The organism is Photorhabdus aegyptia (genome assembly GCF_000612035.1).
In the GTDB taxonomy this organism is placed as follows: Bacteria; Pseudomonadota; Gammaproteobacteria; order Enterobacterales; family Enterobacteriaceae; genus Photorhabdus; species Photorhabdus akhurstii.
Map to the genome: position 1 here is coordinate 1 of NZ_JFGV01000015.1, position 19523 is coordinate 19523.

Genomic DNA, 19523 nt, shown 5'->3' on the forward strand with positions numbered 1-19523 from the left:
TTTGCTAATGTGAGTGATATTTAATCATTCATGCGGTTGCCCTGCCTATTGGAGTAATATACATTTTTCTTTTATTTTTTCCGTTATATAGTAAAAAAATGCAGAAAGCGCCAAGCATATACCTGAAACTATCGCATACTGATATCGGTTTTCTAATGTTGACATTAAGGTAAAATAAACTAATCCAATAACTGAAAATACACTCACCCCACCAATTATCCCTTGAGTTATGTGCATCACGATTTTCATCAATATACTTACTATCTTCATTGATCTAGCCCTACAGAGAATTCATCAAATACTTCATTAAATAAATCTCGATTTTCATCATACGCCTCCAATGTTGTAACATATGGCTCCATTTTACTTTCAACCAAGAAATATTACCTTCTCGGAGTAAATGTTACAGATCCACTCAGCTTAGTGAACTATTTTTCATAATCTAATGAAATAACCCACACTTTTCTTTTATTTTTTCTGTAATGTAGTAAAAAAAAATAGAAAACGCCAAGCATGTACCTGCAACTATCGCATACTGATATCGATTTTCCAATGTTGACATCAGTGTAAAGTAGACTAAACCCATGACTGAAAATACACACAGAGTACCAATTACTGCCTGTATTATATGCACTACGGTGTTCATCAATATGCTTACTATCTTCATTGATCTAGCCCTACAGAGAATTCATCAAATATTTCATTAAATAAATCTCGATTTTCATCATACGCTTCCAATGCTCTGACATATGGCTCCATTTTACTCTCAACTAAAAAATAGAGTAAATCCAAGTTACCCTCTCTCCTTAATAACATATATAAGTTCGGGTTTGTTTGAGCCAATTCCCTAGAAGTATAGATAGCCCTGGATACTGACGCCCCAATCCCCAAGGTCGCAGTAAATGCTACAGATCCTCCAAGTTTAGTGAACCATTTTGTGCCAAAAAAAGCACCAAGGCTCCCTCTGAATATGGCATATTTCGAAATCATACCCCCAAATATTTTCCCAGCTTTCGTTTCGATTAATCGTTGCTTTTGTTCTTCACTCAGCTTACCTAAGTAATCTTCAAAAATAATCTGAATCACCCTTTCAAGATTATTAAGCGTAATTGCTTCTGATTTTACCAATCCAACAAAACGATATTTGTCATTTTCATTATCCCATCTATGATCAGTATCAAGATAATCATAACCGAGATAATAAAAATCCACCGGAATATCTAATATTCCCTCAGCAAACCCAGTAAGCCAGCTACTGTCATCGTTAATAGCCGAAACCATTTTTTCAGCAATTTCTTTAGCTCCATCCATTAAAAAACCCTTTCATCCCAAATGCTATACGTACTTGTTGAACACGCCACATTATTCCAGGTAATATTGGCATATACTATTGAAAGAATTTCCTGTGGCATCATGTGATTACTGGTTAATGAATGCGGGTGGTCTGATTTTAAACTAACAATATACGCTTGCCCAAGACGAATTGTATAGTAAAGCTCAAGTCCACCATTTTCACTGGTACGGTAAGATTCAAGAAAACACTCTAACCTTTCGTTATCATCCAAGCTTTTTGCTAATAAAGGAGAAGCTTTATCAATAGGTTTAGTGATAATTACCGGATGATGTGAAACATTTTGTTTGCGAGTCATAAGATGTTGCAGACTATAGACGAAGATCTTATCTTCGTGCCCATTTTGCGCTTTGATACCTATTGAGTCTCTTCTGCCACAACCAGCAGAAATTAACCCTTGATTTTGACCTTTAACTGTTAAATAAATTAAATTTGACATATTCACCTCGTTTATTTTTTCAACACTTCGATGCATACTGCGGTAGGCAGATCAATATTGTCAAGGGTAAATGTTCTTAAAACACACAATTTTTTTCAAGTACTCAAAATGTCAATAATCGGCCTCCAATCGCAAAACAAAAAGTAGGAAAACATGTATACAATATTGATTGTAATTACCTAGATTCTCTAAGATAGTAAGCAACAATTGCCTGCATTTTATGGCAAAAATGTCGCTTATTCTTTGAAAAAACAAACAATTAACATCATTGGACAGTGAACAACAGTGAAAAATAGCAGCGAACAACCCACTTTCTACATCCACGACTACGAAACTTTTGGTCAACATCCGGCCTTAGACAGACCGGCTCAGTTTGCTGGTGTTCGTACTGATATGGATTTCAATATTATTGAAGAGCCATTAGTTATTTATTGTTCACCTGCTGATGATTATCTGCCACAACCAGAAGCTGTCATGATTACAGGCATTACGCCTCAAATTGCATTAGAAAAAGGGATCAATGAAGCGGAATTTGCCCGCCAGATTCATAATGTATTCAGCGTACCGAACAGTTGTATCCTCGGTTATAACAATATTCGGTTTGATGATGAAGTCAGCCGGAATATCTTTTACCGTAATTTTTATGATCCATACGCTTATAGTTGGCAAAAAGGCAATTCCCGTTGGGATTTGCTTGATGTATTGCGTGCCTGTTATGCCTTGCGCCCCGAAGGTATTGTCTGGCCAGAGAATGAAGATGGTCTACCTAGCTTTAAGTTAGAACATCTGACTAAGGCAAATGGCGTTGAACATTCACATGCTCACGATGCTATGTCCGATGTCTACGCTACGATAGCAATGGCAAAATTACTCAAAGAAGTACAGCCAAAGATGTTCAATTATTTCTTTCAGTTAAGAAATAAGCAGAAAATTAGCTCCCTCATCGATATCCCTCAAATGAAACCACTGGTTCATGTTTCCGGGATGTTTGGCGCCGCTCGCAGCAACCTCAGTTTGGTTGCGCCTCTTGCCTGGCATCCAGTAAACCAGAATGCGGTTATTATGTGCGATTTAGCTGGAGATATTTCACCATTACTGGAATTGGATGCAGATACGTTACGTGAACGTCTATATACCCGCCATGATGAATTGCAGCCAGATCAATTGCCAGTCCCTATAAAATTGGTTCATATTAATAAGTGCCCGATAATCGCCCCCGATAATACTTTGCGAGCAGAAGACGCTGAACGTATTGGATTAGATCGTAATCACTGCGAAAGAAATCTGGCTATTCTACGGAATAATCCACAAATCAGAGAAAAAGTTGTAGAACTGTTTGCAGAGGCCGAACCTTTCCCTGAATCCGATAATGTTGACGCTAAACTGTATGACGGCTTCTTTAGTAGTGCCGATAAAGCAGCAATGAATATTATTCGGGAGACGCTGCCTCAGAATTTACCGGCACTCGATCTGACTTTTCAGGACCCACGTATTAAAACGCTGTTATTCCGCTACCGTGCCAGAAACTATCCCGCTACTCTAACTTACGATGAACAACAGCGTTGGTTACGTCATCGTCAAGATGTCTTAACTCAGGATAAACTGAATGAATATTTCTTTATAATTGAACAACTCTTCATTGAACACCAAAGCAATGAAGAAAAATGCCGTCAGCTCAAAGCACTCATGGAATATGCAGTGCAACTGGCTGGATAATTAAACGGGTCGAGAACAAATATAAAACGGCGAGTCATATATACTCGCCTTTCTTTCTAACAGAATGATTGTCATCAACTTTTACAGATTTGAACTTTCTTAATACCAGCATAACGTTGTAACTACTGAGAATATTGACATTAAGATCTTTCGCCCCAATTTTTCAGCTTGGATGTTTTTCCAATTCCTGGGTTGAGAGTGTTAGTGGGATCAGTCATCCGATAAAAAGCCTTAAGTTGGGGTTTAGCTTGATATACATGCCCCACATTATGCTCTGCCGGGTATTCCGCACCTCGTTTATCAAGCAGTTCTATCATTCTTTCTTTCAATGCCTGTACATCTACCCCCTTTTTCACAATGTAATCCTGATGGAACACGTAGCACATAAAATGCCCACAATAAAGTCTGTGTACCAACACATCATCAAACTCTGGGGGTAATTGTTCAAACCACTCACGATCATTACGGCGCAGAGCAATATCCAGTGAAAGGATATTCTCTACTGTGTTGCTATGCACCGCTTGATAACGGATCGCAGAACCACCAGCGGAAAAACGATGCAGGAACGCTTTAGAACCTTCCTTCGGTGTACAAGCAAAGAAATCCCCTTCTACCTGGCCAAAATATTTTTCCAACCAGCTTCTGGCCTCTTCAACCCCATCACCGGACATCTTTAATATTAAATGGTGCTCAAAACGATTACGATATTCTTTTAAACGCTTAGGCAAATGGGAAGGAAGTAAGCGACTTAACCCCTGCATAATGCGATCGACAAGATTGGCAGGCAAAAATGGGATACGATTGAAGATAGCGTCCATTCTCCCCTTTAAAGTAAAATAAGCTGGCATTTTATCAGTACCAAGCTTATCAATCATGATAAAAGTATCTTTACCATAAGTTTCCGCAATATCGAAAATATCCCGGTGCATATATTCACCTGCCACCGGTAAATTATGAAAATTTGCTAATATATGGCGACGCAATTCCGTCAATACGCCAGTTTGGTTGGTACCGATATAAAATACCTGAGACAAAGGTTCTGCCGGAAAAGTATCGAGCCGGACCGCAAACACAACCAGCTTACCCGCACAACCTGAAGCTTCGAATAAACGGCGTTCGTCAGAATTGAAACGAGATGGAGTATCAGCATCTACGTCACGCACTCTTTGGGCATATTCATGATCAGATGCTTTACGCTGCCCCTGTTCTACATCCTGATTACTATAACGTTGCTCTTCCAGACAAGAGAGGATCTCTTCCGGCGTTTCTCCCAAATAGATCCCCAGATGATTAATCAATTCCGGCTTACCGCGCTCATTAACTCGTCCATACAATGCCATTTCGGTATAAGCCGGCCCACGATGAATTAAAGAACCCCCTGAGTTATTGCAGATGCCCCCAACCACAGAAGCGCCGATGCAGGAAGAACCAATAACTGAATGAGGTTCACGCCCCAGTGGCTTGAGCGCACGTTCAAGTTGCCATAATGTACTGCCCGGTAGCGCAACTACCTGATTACACGATTTTAAAATCTGAATCTTATTCATGCGCAGTGTGCTAATGATCACTATGTCACGATCGTAATCCTTGCCATTCGGAGTAGAACCTTCGGTTACCCCCGTGTTGGCCGCTTGCATTAAGATGATTTTATCTGCTTCAACACAGACTTTAAACACACGCCACTGTTCCACCAGTGAACCGGGAAATACGACAGCTAAAGCGTCTCCCTGGCCGGAGCGAAAGCCTTTACGATAACGTTCAGTTTTATGGGGGGCAGTCAGGATATGAGATTTACCGACAATATTGGTCAGGGTAGTAATGAATTGTTGATTTTGAGAGGTTTTTGTACCATTCATAGTCTCTTCCTTAATAATAATCACCTCTCAGAGCATAGATTGTTTTTCTCCATTTACCGTTGAAATTTTTCTTATCTGTAAGCTACCTCGCTGTTTTTTTTCCTAAGCTCCCTTTTCTTCACTATTACGGTAAATTGACAAAATAGAAAAAATAATGGCGCCAAATTCGGCGCCATTATTCTTTTCTAGATATTAAACCATTTCAGAACATTGTGGCATCGGCTGACGGAAGCGACGAGTCAGGAATACCATGTAAATCAGACCAATTGCTCCCCAAGTTAGCCCCAACTCCATAGAACTTTGTTCCAGATTCATCCACAGTACACTAACAGTACAAGCACCTATCACAGGTAATACCAAGAAATTAATTGTATCTTTTAATGTACGGTTACGACGTTCACGGATATAGAATTGAGAAATGACTGACAAGTTCACAAAGGTAAACGCTATCAACGCGCCAAAATTAATCAGAGCTGTTGCAGTCACCAGATCAAAAGTAATCGCAGATAACCCTATAATACCTACCAACGACACGTTGATTACCGGCGTCCGCCATTTTGGATGAACATAGCCAAATACTTTCTCAGGAAATACACCATCACGCCCCATAACATAGAGCAGACGGGAAACCCCTGCGTGAGCCGCCATACCAGAAGCCAAAACGGTGACACAAGAGAAAACCAAGATAATGGCTTGGAACAGAGTACCCGCTACATACAGCATAATTTCTGGCTGAGATTCATCCGGGTTCTTGAACCGAGAGATATCTGGAAAATAGAGCTGTAAGAAATAAGAAACCGCAATAAAGATGACACCACCGATTAATACTGTCAGGAAAATCGCTTTCGGGATCACCTTACCAGCATTCGGTGTCTCTTCGGACAACGAACTAATGCCATCAAACCCCAGGAATGAAAAGCACAAAATCGTGGCCCCAGTAATCATTGGGATTAAATTGGCATCCTCAGAAACGAATGGTTTCGCACTCCATAAAGTCCCAACTCCTTCCCCGTTGTACACACCGTGGATCAATAAACCCACAAATACAACCATAATGGCAACCTGAACAATAACAATACCCGTGTTGAGATTAGCAACAACGTTAATGCCACGCAGGTTAAAAGCTGTCATCAGTAATGCAAAGCCCACAACGAAGATCCACGGATCTACGCTAGGAAAAATGGCCTGAAGATAAATTTTCGCTAACAAGACATTAATCATCGGCATGAACATATAGTCCAATAGCGATGACCAACCCACCATGAAGCCAACATGCGGACTAATGGATTTTTGTGCATAAGTATATGCAGATCCGGCAGATGGGAAACGTTTTACCAATTTCCCGTAGCTCAAGGCGGTAAACAGAATTGCAATCAAAGCAATAGCGTAGGATGTCGGTACGTGACCGTCAGTCAAACCAGAAACAATGCCGAAAGTATCAAAGATGGTCATAGGTTGCAGATAAGCAAGACCCATCATCACCACCTGAACCAAGGTCAGTGTTTTTCTGAGTTGAACACGATTGTTCGCACCAGTCTGGTTGGTGCCTAGTGGAATTACAGTATTACGCGACATGAGCGAAACCTCCCATAACTTCGATTCGTGTTATGACACTACTTAATCGACAGTTACTGGGAAGACTTCGCTTCTGCCTATAGGCAGGAGAGTTAGAGGCTGGATTATACGCAGAGCGCAACGCTCCGTAGTCATCGATGCAGCAGCATGTACCGATTGGTACAAGTGCGAAAGAGAATAATTGCTCCATATTAGCGTTCCTCATTACGGCAACCGATCCTCGTTGCGGTTGCTCGTGGGCCAATTATCTATCCGGCTCAGAGTCCGGCCTCTGGTATAGTAAAAAATAAGTCAAAGCAAAAAAAATAACCGACACATATAAACGCATCAGTTATTCTCTAGTGGGCGAATTCTGCACTCGAAGACCTGAAATAGCAATACTCGCCGCACTAAAAGTTCATTATTTTTTACCACACTCATCAATGACGCTATGGAATTTAACGGTGTCATATACATTTCTTTGACGTGAGCTAAGTTTTAACACAACACAAAACGGATTGCTATTCAGTTTTTACCGGTATAAGTAAAAAACAAAAATCCCCTCTGTCAGCAACAAACAAAGAGGATTATGACACTGTTAGTTAGAACGCGTTATTAAAAGTCGTAATTGATACCAATGTTATAGCGACGGCCATCCAGTTGTGCCCCATAATTCTCACTGGTAACACGTTTATCAAATACGTTATATACACCGCCCAACACGCGTAAATCTTTGGTCAGATTATAAACAGCGCCTATATCCACAAAGGCATAAGACGGCGTTCCTTCACTCATTCTTTCACCACGATCTAAATAATCTGAAGTTTTGCCACGGAAGTTAACTCGGGTCCAAGTTTGCATTTCTGGCAAAGCTTGCCAGTTCAGAGTCGCATTCACCATATGTTTAGGCATTTTGTTCAAAGGTTTTCCTTTGTTTTTCCCACTCTTCTGTTCTGAATCAGTGTAAGTGTAGTTTGCAGCCAATGACCAGTTTTCAACGATATCCCAGTTCATTGTCGCTTCTATACCACGAATATTAGCTTTTTGTACGTTTATACGTTCACTGATAAATGTATATACATGTGGATCCGTTCCGATAGTGCAAGGTTTTGAACTCTTCCTACTACAAGCTGTGATTTCTGTGATTTTATCTTTAAAATCAGTATTAAATATGGTCAATCCAGCATTAAAATTATCCCGATTGTTCCACATAACACTAATTTCTTCATTGACACTTTTCTCTGGTTTCAAATTCGGGTTACCCAGAATAATACCATTTCCAACATAACCACCTGTTTGCTGCCCCCAATCCGCCGAAATATAACGCAAATCCGGAGAACGGTAACCTGTAGATACACCACCTTTAATTGTCCATTGTTCATCTACATGCCACACACCATATAAGCGTGGAGTCCAATGACTGCCAAAATTCTCGTCCTTATCCATACGGATACCACCAGTCAAGGAAAAGTCATTGGTCATCTGCCACTCCTCCTCAGCAAACAACGCCCAACTCCAGCGAGTCAATTTATCCAAGCCATTAGTAGAAGCTAGTCTATTATCACCACCATGTAAGTTCTCATAACGATATTGCCCCCCGATACTCACAGTATGATCATCTAACTGAAAGACGGTTTGGTTATTAAATACAGTATCTTTATACCTCATATCACGCCCAGGATTACGTGAATCATCATGTTGAATATATGAAGTCATGGTACCGAAATCATAAATGCCATTATGCGTAATAGAATAGTTATTACGATCATAATCATTTTTCGAGTCACTATAACGAGACGATTTTCCTTTAATAGCATTACGCTTCTGCTCATAACGACCCGCTTCAAAATCAAAAGTATTCTTATCATCAGGTGTTAGAGAAAGAGTTGCTGAACCGTTACGCATTTCTTGCTCATTAAAGCCATTAATAAATTTATCTTCGTTGCGGTGAGAATATAGGCCATTGACTTTCAAGCCTAACAAGCCATCAACCACTGGCCCTGCTGCATAAACACTGCTCTGATAACTGTTACCTGAATCTTTACTTTCAGTTAATGTCGTATCAGTACGGAAATTGGTTCTCCACTCCTTCTGAACTTTACGGGTGATCACGTTAATCACCCCTCCCATCGCATCAGAACCATAAAGGGAAGACATAGGACCGCGTACCACTTCGATGCGTTCTATCGCGGCCAATGGCGGCAACCAACCCTGCTCAATACCCGAATTATCACTGTTTGGACGAGTACCACGGGTGTCAACACGCTTCCCATCGATCAAAATCATAGTATATTGAGGCGACATACCACGAATACTGATATCACTGTTGCTAGCACCACCTGTAACAACGACCCCCGGCACATCTTTCAATGCATCAGTCACATCACGATAAGCCTTCGTTTCCAATTGTTCACGGCTCACCACAGAAATAGACGCTGGCGCATCTTCAATTTTCTGTTGAAAGCCTGCTGCTGTAGTCACAATAATAGTGTCATTATTGCTACTAGCCGCAAAAACTGAGCTAGATGAGATTGCCGCAATAACGCCTAACGCGATTTTTCTTTTATTAAAAACACCCATTCTCGATTCTCCAAGAGATATAATTTCACTTTATTCATCTATAAAAATGGATAATCAACATGTGCTCAAATAACGAGGATAAAATATTCACCTCTGTGTGGTTTTATTATTTTTTTAGTTTGCTTATATCTTATTAACTTATTCCATTTACTATCCTTTGCGGTTAAAGATTAAATCCCAGCATTAGCCAGACAAAAACTGTAGCTTTCAAATACAGTTAGCTTTTAAACACACAGTAATATAAGGTAAATAAACCACTCCCCATGTACGATGATGCACATTCTGATCTTTGTGCGTATTCCACGCCTATGCTTTATTAAAAACATAATTTAAACAACAAGTTAAATTTAATCCTCAATCTTTATCTTTGAAATCAATACCTGTAAAATACCCCTCTGATAATTGTGTTTAATTCCTTACCATGTCACAAAACCGTATTAACATCACAAAATACCCAAGGTAATAATATTACGATAATATGTTTCTCGTGATACCAGCACTATTACGTGATATTGATCACTGAAATTCAGCTCACTAAGTAGTTCATTTAATAAAAATGAATAATCAACGTATGCTAAGGTAACGAAAATAAAATATTTATCCCTGTGTAGTTCTATTAGTTTACTAACATCTTATTACCATAAAGTATAAAACTGTATTTTTATTGGCTATAATAATCTATCTTATTAAGTCATTCTATTTACTACCCTTGGCAGTAAAGAGTAGATCTCGACATTAGTCAGACAAAAAATATAGCTTTTAAAACACCGTAGTATAAGGAAAATAGATCATTCCCTCATGTACAGCTATGTACATTCCAGTTTTGTGTGCAATTTATGCCATACTTTGTAAAAAATATAATTTAAATAACAAGTTAAAATGAACTCTCACTCGCTAGCTTTGAAACCAATCCATCAACTAATACTTGGGGAATACCCTGAGAACAACGTTCAATTCTGCCTTTGACGCCATAAACCTGTGCCAGACTCTCTGACGTAATAACTTGCTCTGGAGTTCCTTCTGCAATTAAATGGCCTTTTTGCAACATTAATACATGCTCACCATGACGCAATGCGATATTAATGTCATGTACAACGACCACAGTAATAATATTCCGCCAATACGTTTCTTGCGCCACCAGCGCCATTACGTGATATTGATAATTTAAATCCAGCGCACTAAGCGGTTCATCTAACAATAATAACGTTGGCTTACGGATTAACGATTGCGCCAATCCGACCAACTGTTTTTGACCGCCAGATAACTGATCTAAATAACATAACGCCAGGTGTTCAATCCCCAACTGACGTAATAACGACATCACCTCTTCCTCACTGGTTTCAGAATAACGCCATCCGGACGCTCGTTGAGCAACGATAATCGATTCTAGTACGTGCAAATGAACACCAGCAGGTAAACTCTGTGGTAAATAAACCACATTTTCCGATCTCTGGGCAAAACTCATCTTCATCAAATCTTGACCATCAAGCCAAAGTTGACCTGTTGCACGATTTAAACCAGCCAAAGAACGCAGAAGTGTTGATTTACCGCTACCATTTGGCCCCAACAGTACCGTAATTTTCCCACGCGGCAACGGAGCAACATTCAGATTTTCAATAACCGAATGTTTCGGATAACCCGCAAAAAAATTGCTAATGGTTAATCCCGAGCTCATATATTCCCCCTATGACGTAAAATTATGCTAAGGAAGAATGGAACCCCCACTAACGCAGTAACGATCCCAACAGGAATAACAACACCAGGGATCAGGTTCTTCGAAGCAATGGACGCCATAGAGAGCACCAATGCACCAATTAGGGCACTAGCTGGCAAATAGAAACGATGATCTTCACCAAACGTCATACGGGCAATATGTGGCGCAATTAAACCGACAAAGGCAATTGGCCCAACGAATGCAACGGCTAAAGCGGCAAGAATACTGATACGCAATAATGTCCCCAAGCGCAGACGACGAACATCGATACCAAAACTGATTGCACGATCTTCACCCAGGCGCAGCGCTGTCAGTCTCCAGGAATTCATCATTGAAATAGGAAAAACGGCTGCAAACACCAACAACATAACACCCAATTTTATCCAAGTTGCTCTGGCAAGACTACCCATTGTCCAGAGTACTAACCCCTGAAGGGTATCTTCCGTTGCGATAAACTGCATCATGGAAACCAATGCTTCAAAGGTAAAGACCAATGCAATACCAAATAATACTACCCCAGACGTAGCAACTCGTGTCAAACGAGTGATCGTATCCAGCACCAATGCGGCCAACAAAGCGAAAATGAAAGCATTCGCAGAGATGAACCATTGATCAGGCACGCCAGGAATACCAATACCGGATACAATCGCCAACGCCGCACCAAATGCAGCCGCTTGAGCAACCCCCAGAGTAGAAGGACTGGCTAATGGGTTATTTAAGATCGTCTGCATTTCCGCGCCAGCCAGCCCAAGAGACAAGCCAATCACTACCGCCATCAAGGCATATGGTAAACGGATATCCCAAACAATTACCCGTGTACCCGCATCCACACTCTCTGGCGACACTAAAGTCTGCCAGAGAGATGACAAAGATAAACCTGATGGCCCTATCGTAAAATCTAATACCAATGACACACCAATAATCAGCACGATGAATACCATCATCACAATACGGCGGCGTAAAATATATTGGTAATGGACTTTTACACTGCTGTCATCTAATTGTTGTTTCACCATTGGCTCAGTAGTGGCGCTCATTATTCCCGTTACCTGACTTACCGATTACTTCTCACTGATCCAGTAGACCCCTGATGGATCAACCGCCAGGAATTTACTGTGTAATTCATTCAGCGTCTTTTGCGGATCTAAATCTGCAAATTGCTTAGGATAAAACCATTTAGCAAATACTTGAGTTGCTACCACATTATATGGAGAGTTGTAGTAGTTATGCCAAATCGCATAATCTCTGCCCTCTTTGACCGCAGTCAACGAGCTAATACCTTTACGTTCAGTCATTTGTTTCAGACTGGCTTTTGCTAATTCAGGCGTAGATTGCGCTCCCAGTTTTACACCAGGTTCATTACTGTCTGGTGCTTTTGCACCACTAGCAATGTAAATATAAGGGTCAACTGCAATAATTTTTTCAAGGTTCATGTTACCAAGTACGCTTGGCAGAACACCTTTAGCAATGTTTTTACCACCAGCCAAATCGATAAAGTTACCCATATTACCGTCACCGGCAGTTGCACAGCAGTCTTCAAAAGCACCCGCTCTCAAATCGATAAATACTGTTGGTTTTTTCTCTTCCGGGATTTTATTAGTGATGTCAGTCACCAGCTTTACATTTTTTTCGTAAAAATCGGCATATTCCGCCGCTTGTTTCTCACGATTTAGTACTTTACCTAGCATACGAATGCTCGGCAGCGTATTCTTTAACGGCTCAGTACGAAAATCGACAAATACAACCGGAACACCTGCCTTTTCAAGTTGAGCGACCAATTCGCTGTCTTTACCAGGACCATGACCAGACAAACCAAAAATAGCGATATCCGGGTTGAGAGTTAATACTTTTTCAGAACTGACACTATCAGCACTGGTATTACCAATCAAAGGAACCTTGTCAATTTCAGGGAATTTAGCTTTATAGACAGCATAAGACTGTGGGTCCAATTTGCGGAAATCACCTTGCCAACCTGCGATACGGGCCAGTGGTTTATCGCCTTCAAGTAAAGCGATAGCGTGGAACAAACGGCCCTCGCCCAACAAAACACGATTTACATTCTCAGGAACTTCAACGGTGCGACCAACTATGTCGGTGACCGTTTCAGCCCATGATGCGAAGCTTGCCACGACTGCCGAACCCGCTAACAGGCCGACACTGATACTCTTTGCTACAGATCGAGATATAAATTTCATTTTGCTAGCCCTTTGATATTAATAATTATGGCATTAACAATAGGACAAATGAGAATACTTATCAATATGATCTACACAAATTTTGGTAAATTACGTGATTAATTGTATGATTAACTCTATGAAAAATAAAAAACACCCATCTGATCACAAAATGGGGGTTTTCTTTTAATTTCCTATCAATAACGGCTGATCTACTCAGATAAATAAAACATTAAGATAATAATAAACTAACCGCGAATCGAATTAAAAAACCATAAAAACCAGACGGGCAGGAATTTTTTCAAAGATCCCTGCCCGTCTGCTAATCACGATTTAACATATTCACATTCACTGGTTTGCGATATCAGGAAATTTCATCTCGCTATATTTAATAAAGTGAGTTTTCTTCACTAACTTGTAACCAAACCAAATCAATAAAAATAGTGGAATACCAATATAAGTAGCAGTGACACCATACCAATCAATTTTATCTTGTAGAAATGCTTGATAATTCTGTCCTAGTGTGATAGTCAGACACAAAACAAACGCAAAGATTGGGCCAACCGGGAAAAATCCCGAACGATAAGGTAATTTACTTAAATCCAATCCCTGAGCTATATAGCCACGGCGGAAACGATAATGGCTGATAGCAATCCCCAACCATGCAATAAAACCGGTCATCCCGGAAGTATTCAACAACCACAGATAGACGGTCTGATTACCGTACATTGAACTGAGGAAACACAACGCAGCAACCACTGTTGTTGCATACAAAGCATTACGTGGAACACCGCCTTTGGATAATTTGCCAAAAATCTTCGGTGCTTTACCCTCTTTTGCCAATGTGAACAACATACGAGTCGATGCATACATACCTGAATTACCCGCAGACAACACAGCCGTCAAAATAACCGCATTCATCATAGCCGCGGCGGATAATAAACCGGCGTTTTCAAATACCAACGTAAACGGACTAACACTGATATCACCGACCTCATTACGCAGTAGGCTTGGATCAGTATAAGGAATAATCAGACTGATGATCAGGATTGCAAAAATATAGAACAACAGAATACGCCAGAATACCTTACGCACAGCACTGGGAACATTTTTCGCCGGATCTTTTGATTCACCCGCCGCAATGCCAATCAGCTCGGTTCCCTGGAAAGAAAACCCAACTATCATCGCCACGCCAATCATGGCTGCGAAGCCACCAGCAAAAGGCGCATCACCAACAGTCCAGTTATGCCATCCAGCCCCCTCAGCTCCTTTCATGATACCGGCTATCATCAGTAATCCGACCACAATAAAGACAATAACCGTACTGACTTTAATTAAAGAGAACCAGTACTCAGCTTCACCAAATCCTTTCACTGAAATAAAATTCAATAGGAAAATCAGCGCGAGGAATAGCGCACTCCAGATCCAACCCGGCATATCCGGCAACCAATACCCCATAACCAATTGAGCAGCAACCAAATCCACCGCGATAGTCACCGCCCAGTTGTACCAATAGTTCCAACCCAAGGCAAAACCAAACCCTTCTTCAACATATTTGGAACCGTACGTTGAGAAAGAGCCGGAAACCGGCATATAAGCGGCCAGTTCACCCAAACTGGTCATCAGGAAATAAACCATCAAGCCAATTAATGCATAGGAAAGTAATGCTCCGCCAGGCCCTGCCTGTGAAACTGTCGCACCTGAAGCCACGAATAACCCGGTGCCTATTGATCCGCCAACGGCAATCATCGCCAGATGCCGAGCTTTCAATTCACGTCGCAAATGTTGCGCTACTGGTTTCCCGGAAACACTTTTTTGTTGTTGAGACATTCTGTTCCTGTTAGCTGCGAATAAATCTGATGGCGGATTGTAACAAATCCTCACTATCAAAATAGCGAGGAAGCGCTGTTATAAGATACCTTCATAATTTAGAGAAAATTATAAGTAACACAGCTAATTCTGGATTTTAGATAGAACGTAAACCTTACCGGCAATAACTGAGCAATTTTTGCAATGCGTTAGACATGTGCTTTTGCCGATGATGAATTAGGTACAATGTTCTGAAAAGTCTTAATCCTGGCACTTTTAACTCCAGTAAAGTGTGATTTTGCAATTGTTCTGCAACGACTCGTCTGGATAAGCAACTGATACCCATACCAAATTTGACCGCATGCTTTATCGCTTCAGAGTTTCCCAATTCCATCAAAATCTTGAACCCAGGTAAACGGGCAAACAACAGATGATCCAGCACTTCTCGTGTACCCGATCCGCTCTCCCTTAATATCCATGATGCCTTAACTAAATCATCCAATTTTAAATCCTGCTTAGCTAACGGATTTTCGGGAGAAGAAAAAACAACCAACTCATCCTCCATCCATAGCTGAGTTATCAACTCAGGACTATGACAGGAACCTTCAATCAAACCAAGATCAACACGGAATTCCAGCACAGAATTGATCACATCCTGCGTATTACTGATATTTAACTCTAACGGCGTATCAGGAAAATCGTGACGATAATTTGCCAGCATTTCCGGCAACATATAATTACCAATGGTACTACTGGCAGCGATACGTAACGCTCCCAACTCCTGTTTGAATAACTGCTGAATTTCCCCTGCCTGCTCTAGCAACGCCAAAGCCTTGGGATAAAGGAGGCGGCCATGTTCATTAGTCACCAACCGCTTTCCTACCCGATCAAAAAGCTGTACGCCAAGTTGGTTTTCCAGATCCGTTAATGAGGCGCTCACTGCGGACTGAGATAACGCCAATTGCTGAGAAGCTTGCGTCGTTGAACCGCTTTTCAATACCTCAGTAAAAACTTCCAACTGCCTCAATGTGATGTGCATATTGCCCCGCAAAATATGGTGTCAGTCAAAGTTAGCTTGTTTTAATTTTATACAGTAATAAACAACTTAACAAAAATCCTCTTTTTTACCACTTTTTCAGATTACATATAAAAATATTATCAATTTTAATGATAACTTAATCTGCTATATGCTTATGCTTAAAACATATAAGCAAAGTGAGAAACATCTATGTCTGATATTCGTGCTGAAAGATTCAACAAACAATCATCTATCCCCGGTATCAAATTAATACCAGGGTTAATATTGGCGGCAATACTTACTGCAATTTCAATATATGCCGGAAATATCCCGTGGTTTATTAATATGGGACTGGGCACATTAACACTGGCGATCCTTGCGGGGATTATTGCCGGTAATACTGTCTACCCTTTACTCAAACCTTATTGCGATAAGGGTATCCATTTCTCAAAACATTATCTCTTGCGAGCCGGTATTATTCTTTACGGTTTTCGTTTGACATTTCAACAAATTGCCGATGTTGGTATTACCGGCCTTCTGATTGATGCAGTGATATTATCTTCCACTTTCTTTATTACAATCTGGCTAGGCAAATCACTGTTTGGATTAGATCAACAAACGGTAATACTAATTGGCGCCGGTAGCAGTATCTGCGGCGCAGCAGCTATTATGGCAACAGAGCCGGTAGTAAACGCCCCTGCCAGTAAAGTTGCTGTTGCGGTATCGACAGTTGTCATCTTTGGCACTATCGCTATTTTCATTTATCCGTGGTTTTATCAACTCAATGAGTATTATCAGTGGTTACCACTTACTCAGGAAACTTTCGGTATCTTTACTGGCTCTACCATTCATGAAGTTGCTCAAGTTGTTGCTGTTGGACATGCGATTAGTGATCAAACGGAAAACGCAGCCGTTATCAGTAAAATGCTCAGGGTTATGATGTTGGCGCCATTCCTGTTGTTATTATCCCGTTACATTAGCCGAGCCAGCACTAAAAATGGAAAAAACCGTCAGGAAAAAACACCAATGACTATCCCTTGGTTTGCGGTGATGTTTATTGCAATAGCGGGTTTTAATTCTTTCAATTTACTACCTGCCGCAATAGTTCATTTTCTGATTAATATCGATACTATTATGCTTACTATGGCAATGGGGGCATTGGGTTTAACGACTCATGTGAGCGCCATCCGTCAGGCCGGATTTAAACCCATTTTATTAGCTCTAATTTTATTTGTCTGGCTGATGGCGGGTGGTTTTTTGATAAATCTGGGCATTCAACATTTGTTTGGTTAATCAAAGTCCGCACGGAAAAATTTCAGCAACATATAACCTTTCCATTCTTAATGGTTCATTGAGTAATTGAACAATGTCATAATGACGTAAAGTAGGAAGGAGAAAAATATGAAATTTGTTGGAGCACATGTCAGCGCTGCCGGCGGAGTTGATCAAGCGGTTATCCGGGCACATGAATTAAAAGCTACCGCCTTTGCCCTATTTACAAAAAATCAGCGCCAGTGGAATGCTCCACCTTTAGCCGCTGATGTTATCGATAAATTTAAAGAAAATTGTGAACGTTATGGATATGGCCGTCGGCAAATTCTCCCTCACGACAGTTATCTGATTAATCTCGGCCATCCAGAAAGTGAAGCTCTGGAAAAATCCCGGCTAGCTTTTATTGATGAGATGCAACGTTGCGAACAATTAGGGATCGATCTATTAAATTTTCATCCTGGCAGCCATCTCAATAAAATAGATGTGGATAAATGCCTCGCACGTATTGCAGAATCTATCAACATTGCTCTCAATAAAACCCAGGGAGTCACTGCTGTTATCGAAAATACGGCAGGTCAAGGCACTAATCTAGGTTTCAAATTTGAACATCTGGCGGCAATTATTGATGGAGTTGAAGATAAAAGCCGAGTGGGTGTCTGTATTGATACCTGTCACGCCTTTGCTGCTGGCTATGATTTACGTACGGATGATGTTTGTAAACAAACTTTTCAACAGTTTGAAAAAGTTGTTGGTTTTCAATATCTATGCGGAATGCATTTAAATGATGCCAAAAGTGAATTCGCCAGCCGTGTTGACCGACATCATAGCCTTGGAGAAGGAAATATTGGCAAAACACCTTTCAGTTATATTATGAAAGATGCTCGTTTTGATGGTATTCCTCTCATCCTTGAAACGATAAACCCAGATATTTGGCCGCAAGAAATTGCCTGGCTGAAGTTACAACAACATTAATTATTCTTTAATTAAAGCATCATTCAACGGGTATCAGTTCAACGTTAGCCATCATGGCCGCTAATTCGGGGCGATTACTGATACCTACATTAGGCTGGCTAACGGCAAGCGCAGATACAGCCGTCGCCAATCGCAAAGTATGTTCACTGGATTCTCGCATCAGCAAACCATAAACCAAACCACCAACCATTGAGTCACCAGCCCCAACAGTGCTGACGATTTTACAATGTGGTGGTTTTGCCAACCATGCTCCAGAAGCATTAACCCATAATGCCCCCTGCTCACCCAAGGATATAACAACATGAGCGATTCCTTGATCCCTGAGTTGATGCGCAGCCATGATGATATCGGATAACTCAGGTAACAGGCGCCCTGCCCATACTTCAAGCTCATGGCGATTCGGCTTCACTAGCCAAGGGGATGCTTTTAATCCTGCGACCAATGCTTCACGGCTGCTATCGAAAATAATACAAGGGCAAAGCTGACGCAGGCAGGTCATCCAGTCGGTAAACGATTCAGCAGAGACACCAGCAGGTAAGCTTCCACTCACAACCACCATATCAAACTGCCCAAGCCATGAAAGCGAATCATTAACAAATCCTGACCATTCAGCTTCACCGACATAAAAACCAGAGAAGTTAAAATCTGTCACTTCACCGCTTCCTTCTGTCAATTTGACATTAATCCGTGTTCTGCCCGGTACTAAATGAAAACGATTAACCATACCATTTTCATTGAAGAATTGTTGAAATCCTTCCTGATTTTCCTTACCCAAAAAACCACTCACCGTGACATCAATACCTAAGTCGCGCAAAACTTTAGCAACATTATTGCCTTTTCCCGCAGCATGTAGTCCGGCGGTTTGCACTCGATTGATCGCCCCCTTGACGATCTCCGGGCATAACCCCACTAAATCATAAGCAGGGTTTAGGGTGATAGTGGCAACTCTACGACTCATTTTGCCCAATGTCTCCTAAGTAGATAATCATCATTACTACGAATTTTCAGTTCTATTTATATCACTTTATATCACTAAAATTGAATCGTTTCAGTTAAATTCCGTACTTT

At 40.9% G+C, this 19523-nt stretch carries 14 protein-coding genes; 3 read left to right on the top strand and 11 right to left on the bottom strand.

Annotation, left to right across the window (positions count from 1 at the left end; translation table 11 throughout):
• Positions 1-663: 663 nt before the first annotated feature.
• Both BA1DRAFT_RS06560 and BA1DRAFT_RS06565 read right to left on the bottom strand, forming a co-directional pair.
• On the bottom strand, positions 664-1311 hold the full coding sequence (locus BA1DRAFT_RS06560) for a hypothetical protein (protein ID WP_036777263.1): 648 nt from the start codon (positions 1309-1311) through the stop codon (positions 664-666).
• On the bottom strand, positions 1311-1790 hold the full coding sequence (locus tag BA1DRAFT_RS06565) for an Hcp family type VI secretion system effector (RefSeq protein WP_036777266.1): 480 nt from the start codon (positions 1788-1790) through the stop codon (positions 1311-1313). The genes BA1DRAFT_RS06560 and BA1DRAFT_RS06565 overlap by 1 nt, the downstream gene beginning before the upstream one ends.
• A gap of 285 nt (positions 1791-2075) precedes the next feature.
• On the opposite strand from BA1DRAFT_RS06565, the gene sbcB reads away from it, so the two are divergent.
• Complete coding sequence (gene sbcB, locus BA1DRAFT_RS06570; RefSeq protein WP_036777267.1) at positions 2076-3506, top strand: exodeoxyribonuclease I; 1431 nt, start codon at positions 2076-2078, stop codon at positions 3504-3506.
• Between the two features lie 140 nt (positions 3507-3646).
• On the opposite strand, the gene dld is transcribed toward sbcB, so the two are convergent.
• The 8 genes from dld to yieE all read right to left on the bottom strand — a co-directional run bounded on the left by dld (position 3647) and on the right by yieE (position 16232).
• Positions 3647-5362 (bottom strand): D-lactate dehydrogenase, encoded by a 1716-nt coding sequence (dld, locus tag BA1DRAFT_RS06575; protein ID WP_036777270.1) that lies wholly within the window; start codon positions 5360-5362, stop codon positions 3647-3649.
• A gap of 192 nt (positions 5363-5554) precedes the next feature.
• On the bottom strand, positions 5555-6937 hold the full coding sequence (locus tag BA1DRAFT_RS06580) for an APC family permease (protein WP_036777273.1): 1383 nt from the start codon (positions 6935-6937) through the stop codon (positions 5555-5557).
• A 594-nt stretch (positions 6938-7531) separates the two neighbouring features.
• Positions 7532-9496 (bottom strand): ligand-gated channel protein, encoded by a 1965-nt coding sequence (locus tag BA1DRAFT_RS06585; protein ID WP_036777275.1) that lies wholly within the window; start codon positions 9494-9496, stop codon positions 7532-7534.
• An 874-nt stretch (positions 9497-10370) separates the two neighbouring features.
• Positions 10371-11171 carry an ABC transporter ATP-binding protein gene (locus BA1DRAFT_RS06590; protein ID WP_036777277.1) on the bottom strand — a complete coding sequence of 267 codons (801 nt, stop codon included), beginning with the start codon at positions 11169-11171 and terminating at the stop codon, positions 10371-10373.
• A complete protein-coding gene (locus BA1DRAFT_RS06595) occupies positions 11168-12247 on the bottom strand; it encodes a FecCD family ABC transporter permease (protein ID WP_036777279.1) in 1080 nt (359 codons plus the stop codon). Before BA1DRAFT_RS06595 ends, BA1DRAFT_RS06590 begins: the two co-directional genes overlap by 4 nt.
• A gap of 24 nt (positions 12248-12271) precedes the next feature.
• Positions 12272-13405: an ABC transporter substrate-binding protein gene (locus tag BA1DRAFT_RS06600; protein ID WP_036777281.1), complete on the bottom strand. Its 1134-nt coding sequence runs from the start codon at positions 13403-13405 to the stop codon at positions 12272-12274.
• Between the two features lie 327 nt (positions 13406-13732).
• Positions 13733-15214, bottom strand: coding sequence for an amino acid permease (locus BA1DRAFT_RS06605; RefSeq protein WP_036777284.1), 1482 nt, complete (start codon positions 15212-15214; stop codon positions 13733-13735).
• A gap of 154 nt (positions 15215-15368) precedes the next feature.
• The gene (gene yieE / locus BA1DRAFT_RS06610; RefSeq protein ID WP_036777287.1) at positions 15369-16232 is read right to left on the bottom strand and encodes a DNA-binding transcriptional regulator YeiE; all 864 of its coding nucleotides are present in this window, start codon (positions 16230-16232) and stop codon (positions 15369-15371) included.
• 189 nt (positions 16233-16421) lie between these two features.
• On the opposite strand from yieE, the gene BA1DRAFT_RS06615 reads away from it, so the two are divergent.
• Together BA1DRAFT_RS06615 and nfo are read left to right on the top strand one after the other, a co-directional pair.
• Complete coding sequence (locus BA1DRAFT_RS06615) at positions 16422-17504, top strand: YeiH family protein (protein WP_036777290.1); 1083 nt, start codon at positions 16422-16424, stop codon at positions 17502-17504.
• Between the two features lie 108 nt (positions 17505-17612).
• Positions 17613-18455 (top strand): deoxyribonuclease IV, encoded by an 843-nt coding sequence (gene nfo, locus BA1DRAFT_RS06620; RefSeq protein ID WP_036777292.1) that lies wholly within the window; start codon positions 17613-17615, stop codon positions 18453-18455.
• A 19-nt stretch (positions 18456-18474) separates the two neighbouring features.
• On the opposite strand, the gene fruK is transcribed toward nfo, so the two are convergent.
• Entirely contained in the window at positions 18475-19413 is a 939-nt protein-coding gene (gene fruK, locus BA1DRAFT_RS06625; RefSeq protein WP_036777293.1) for a 1-phosphofructokinase, read from the bottom strand.
• Positions 19414-19523: the final 110 nt, after the last annotated feature.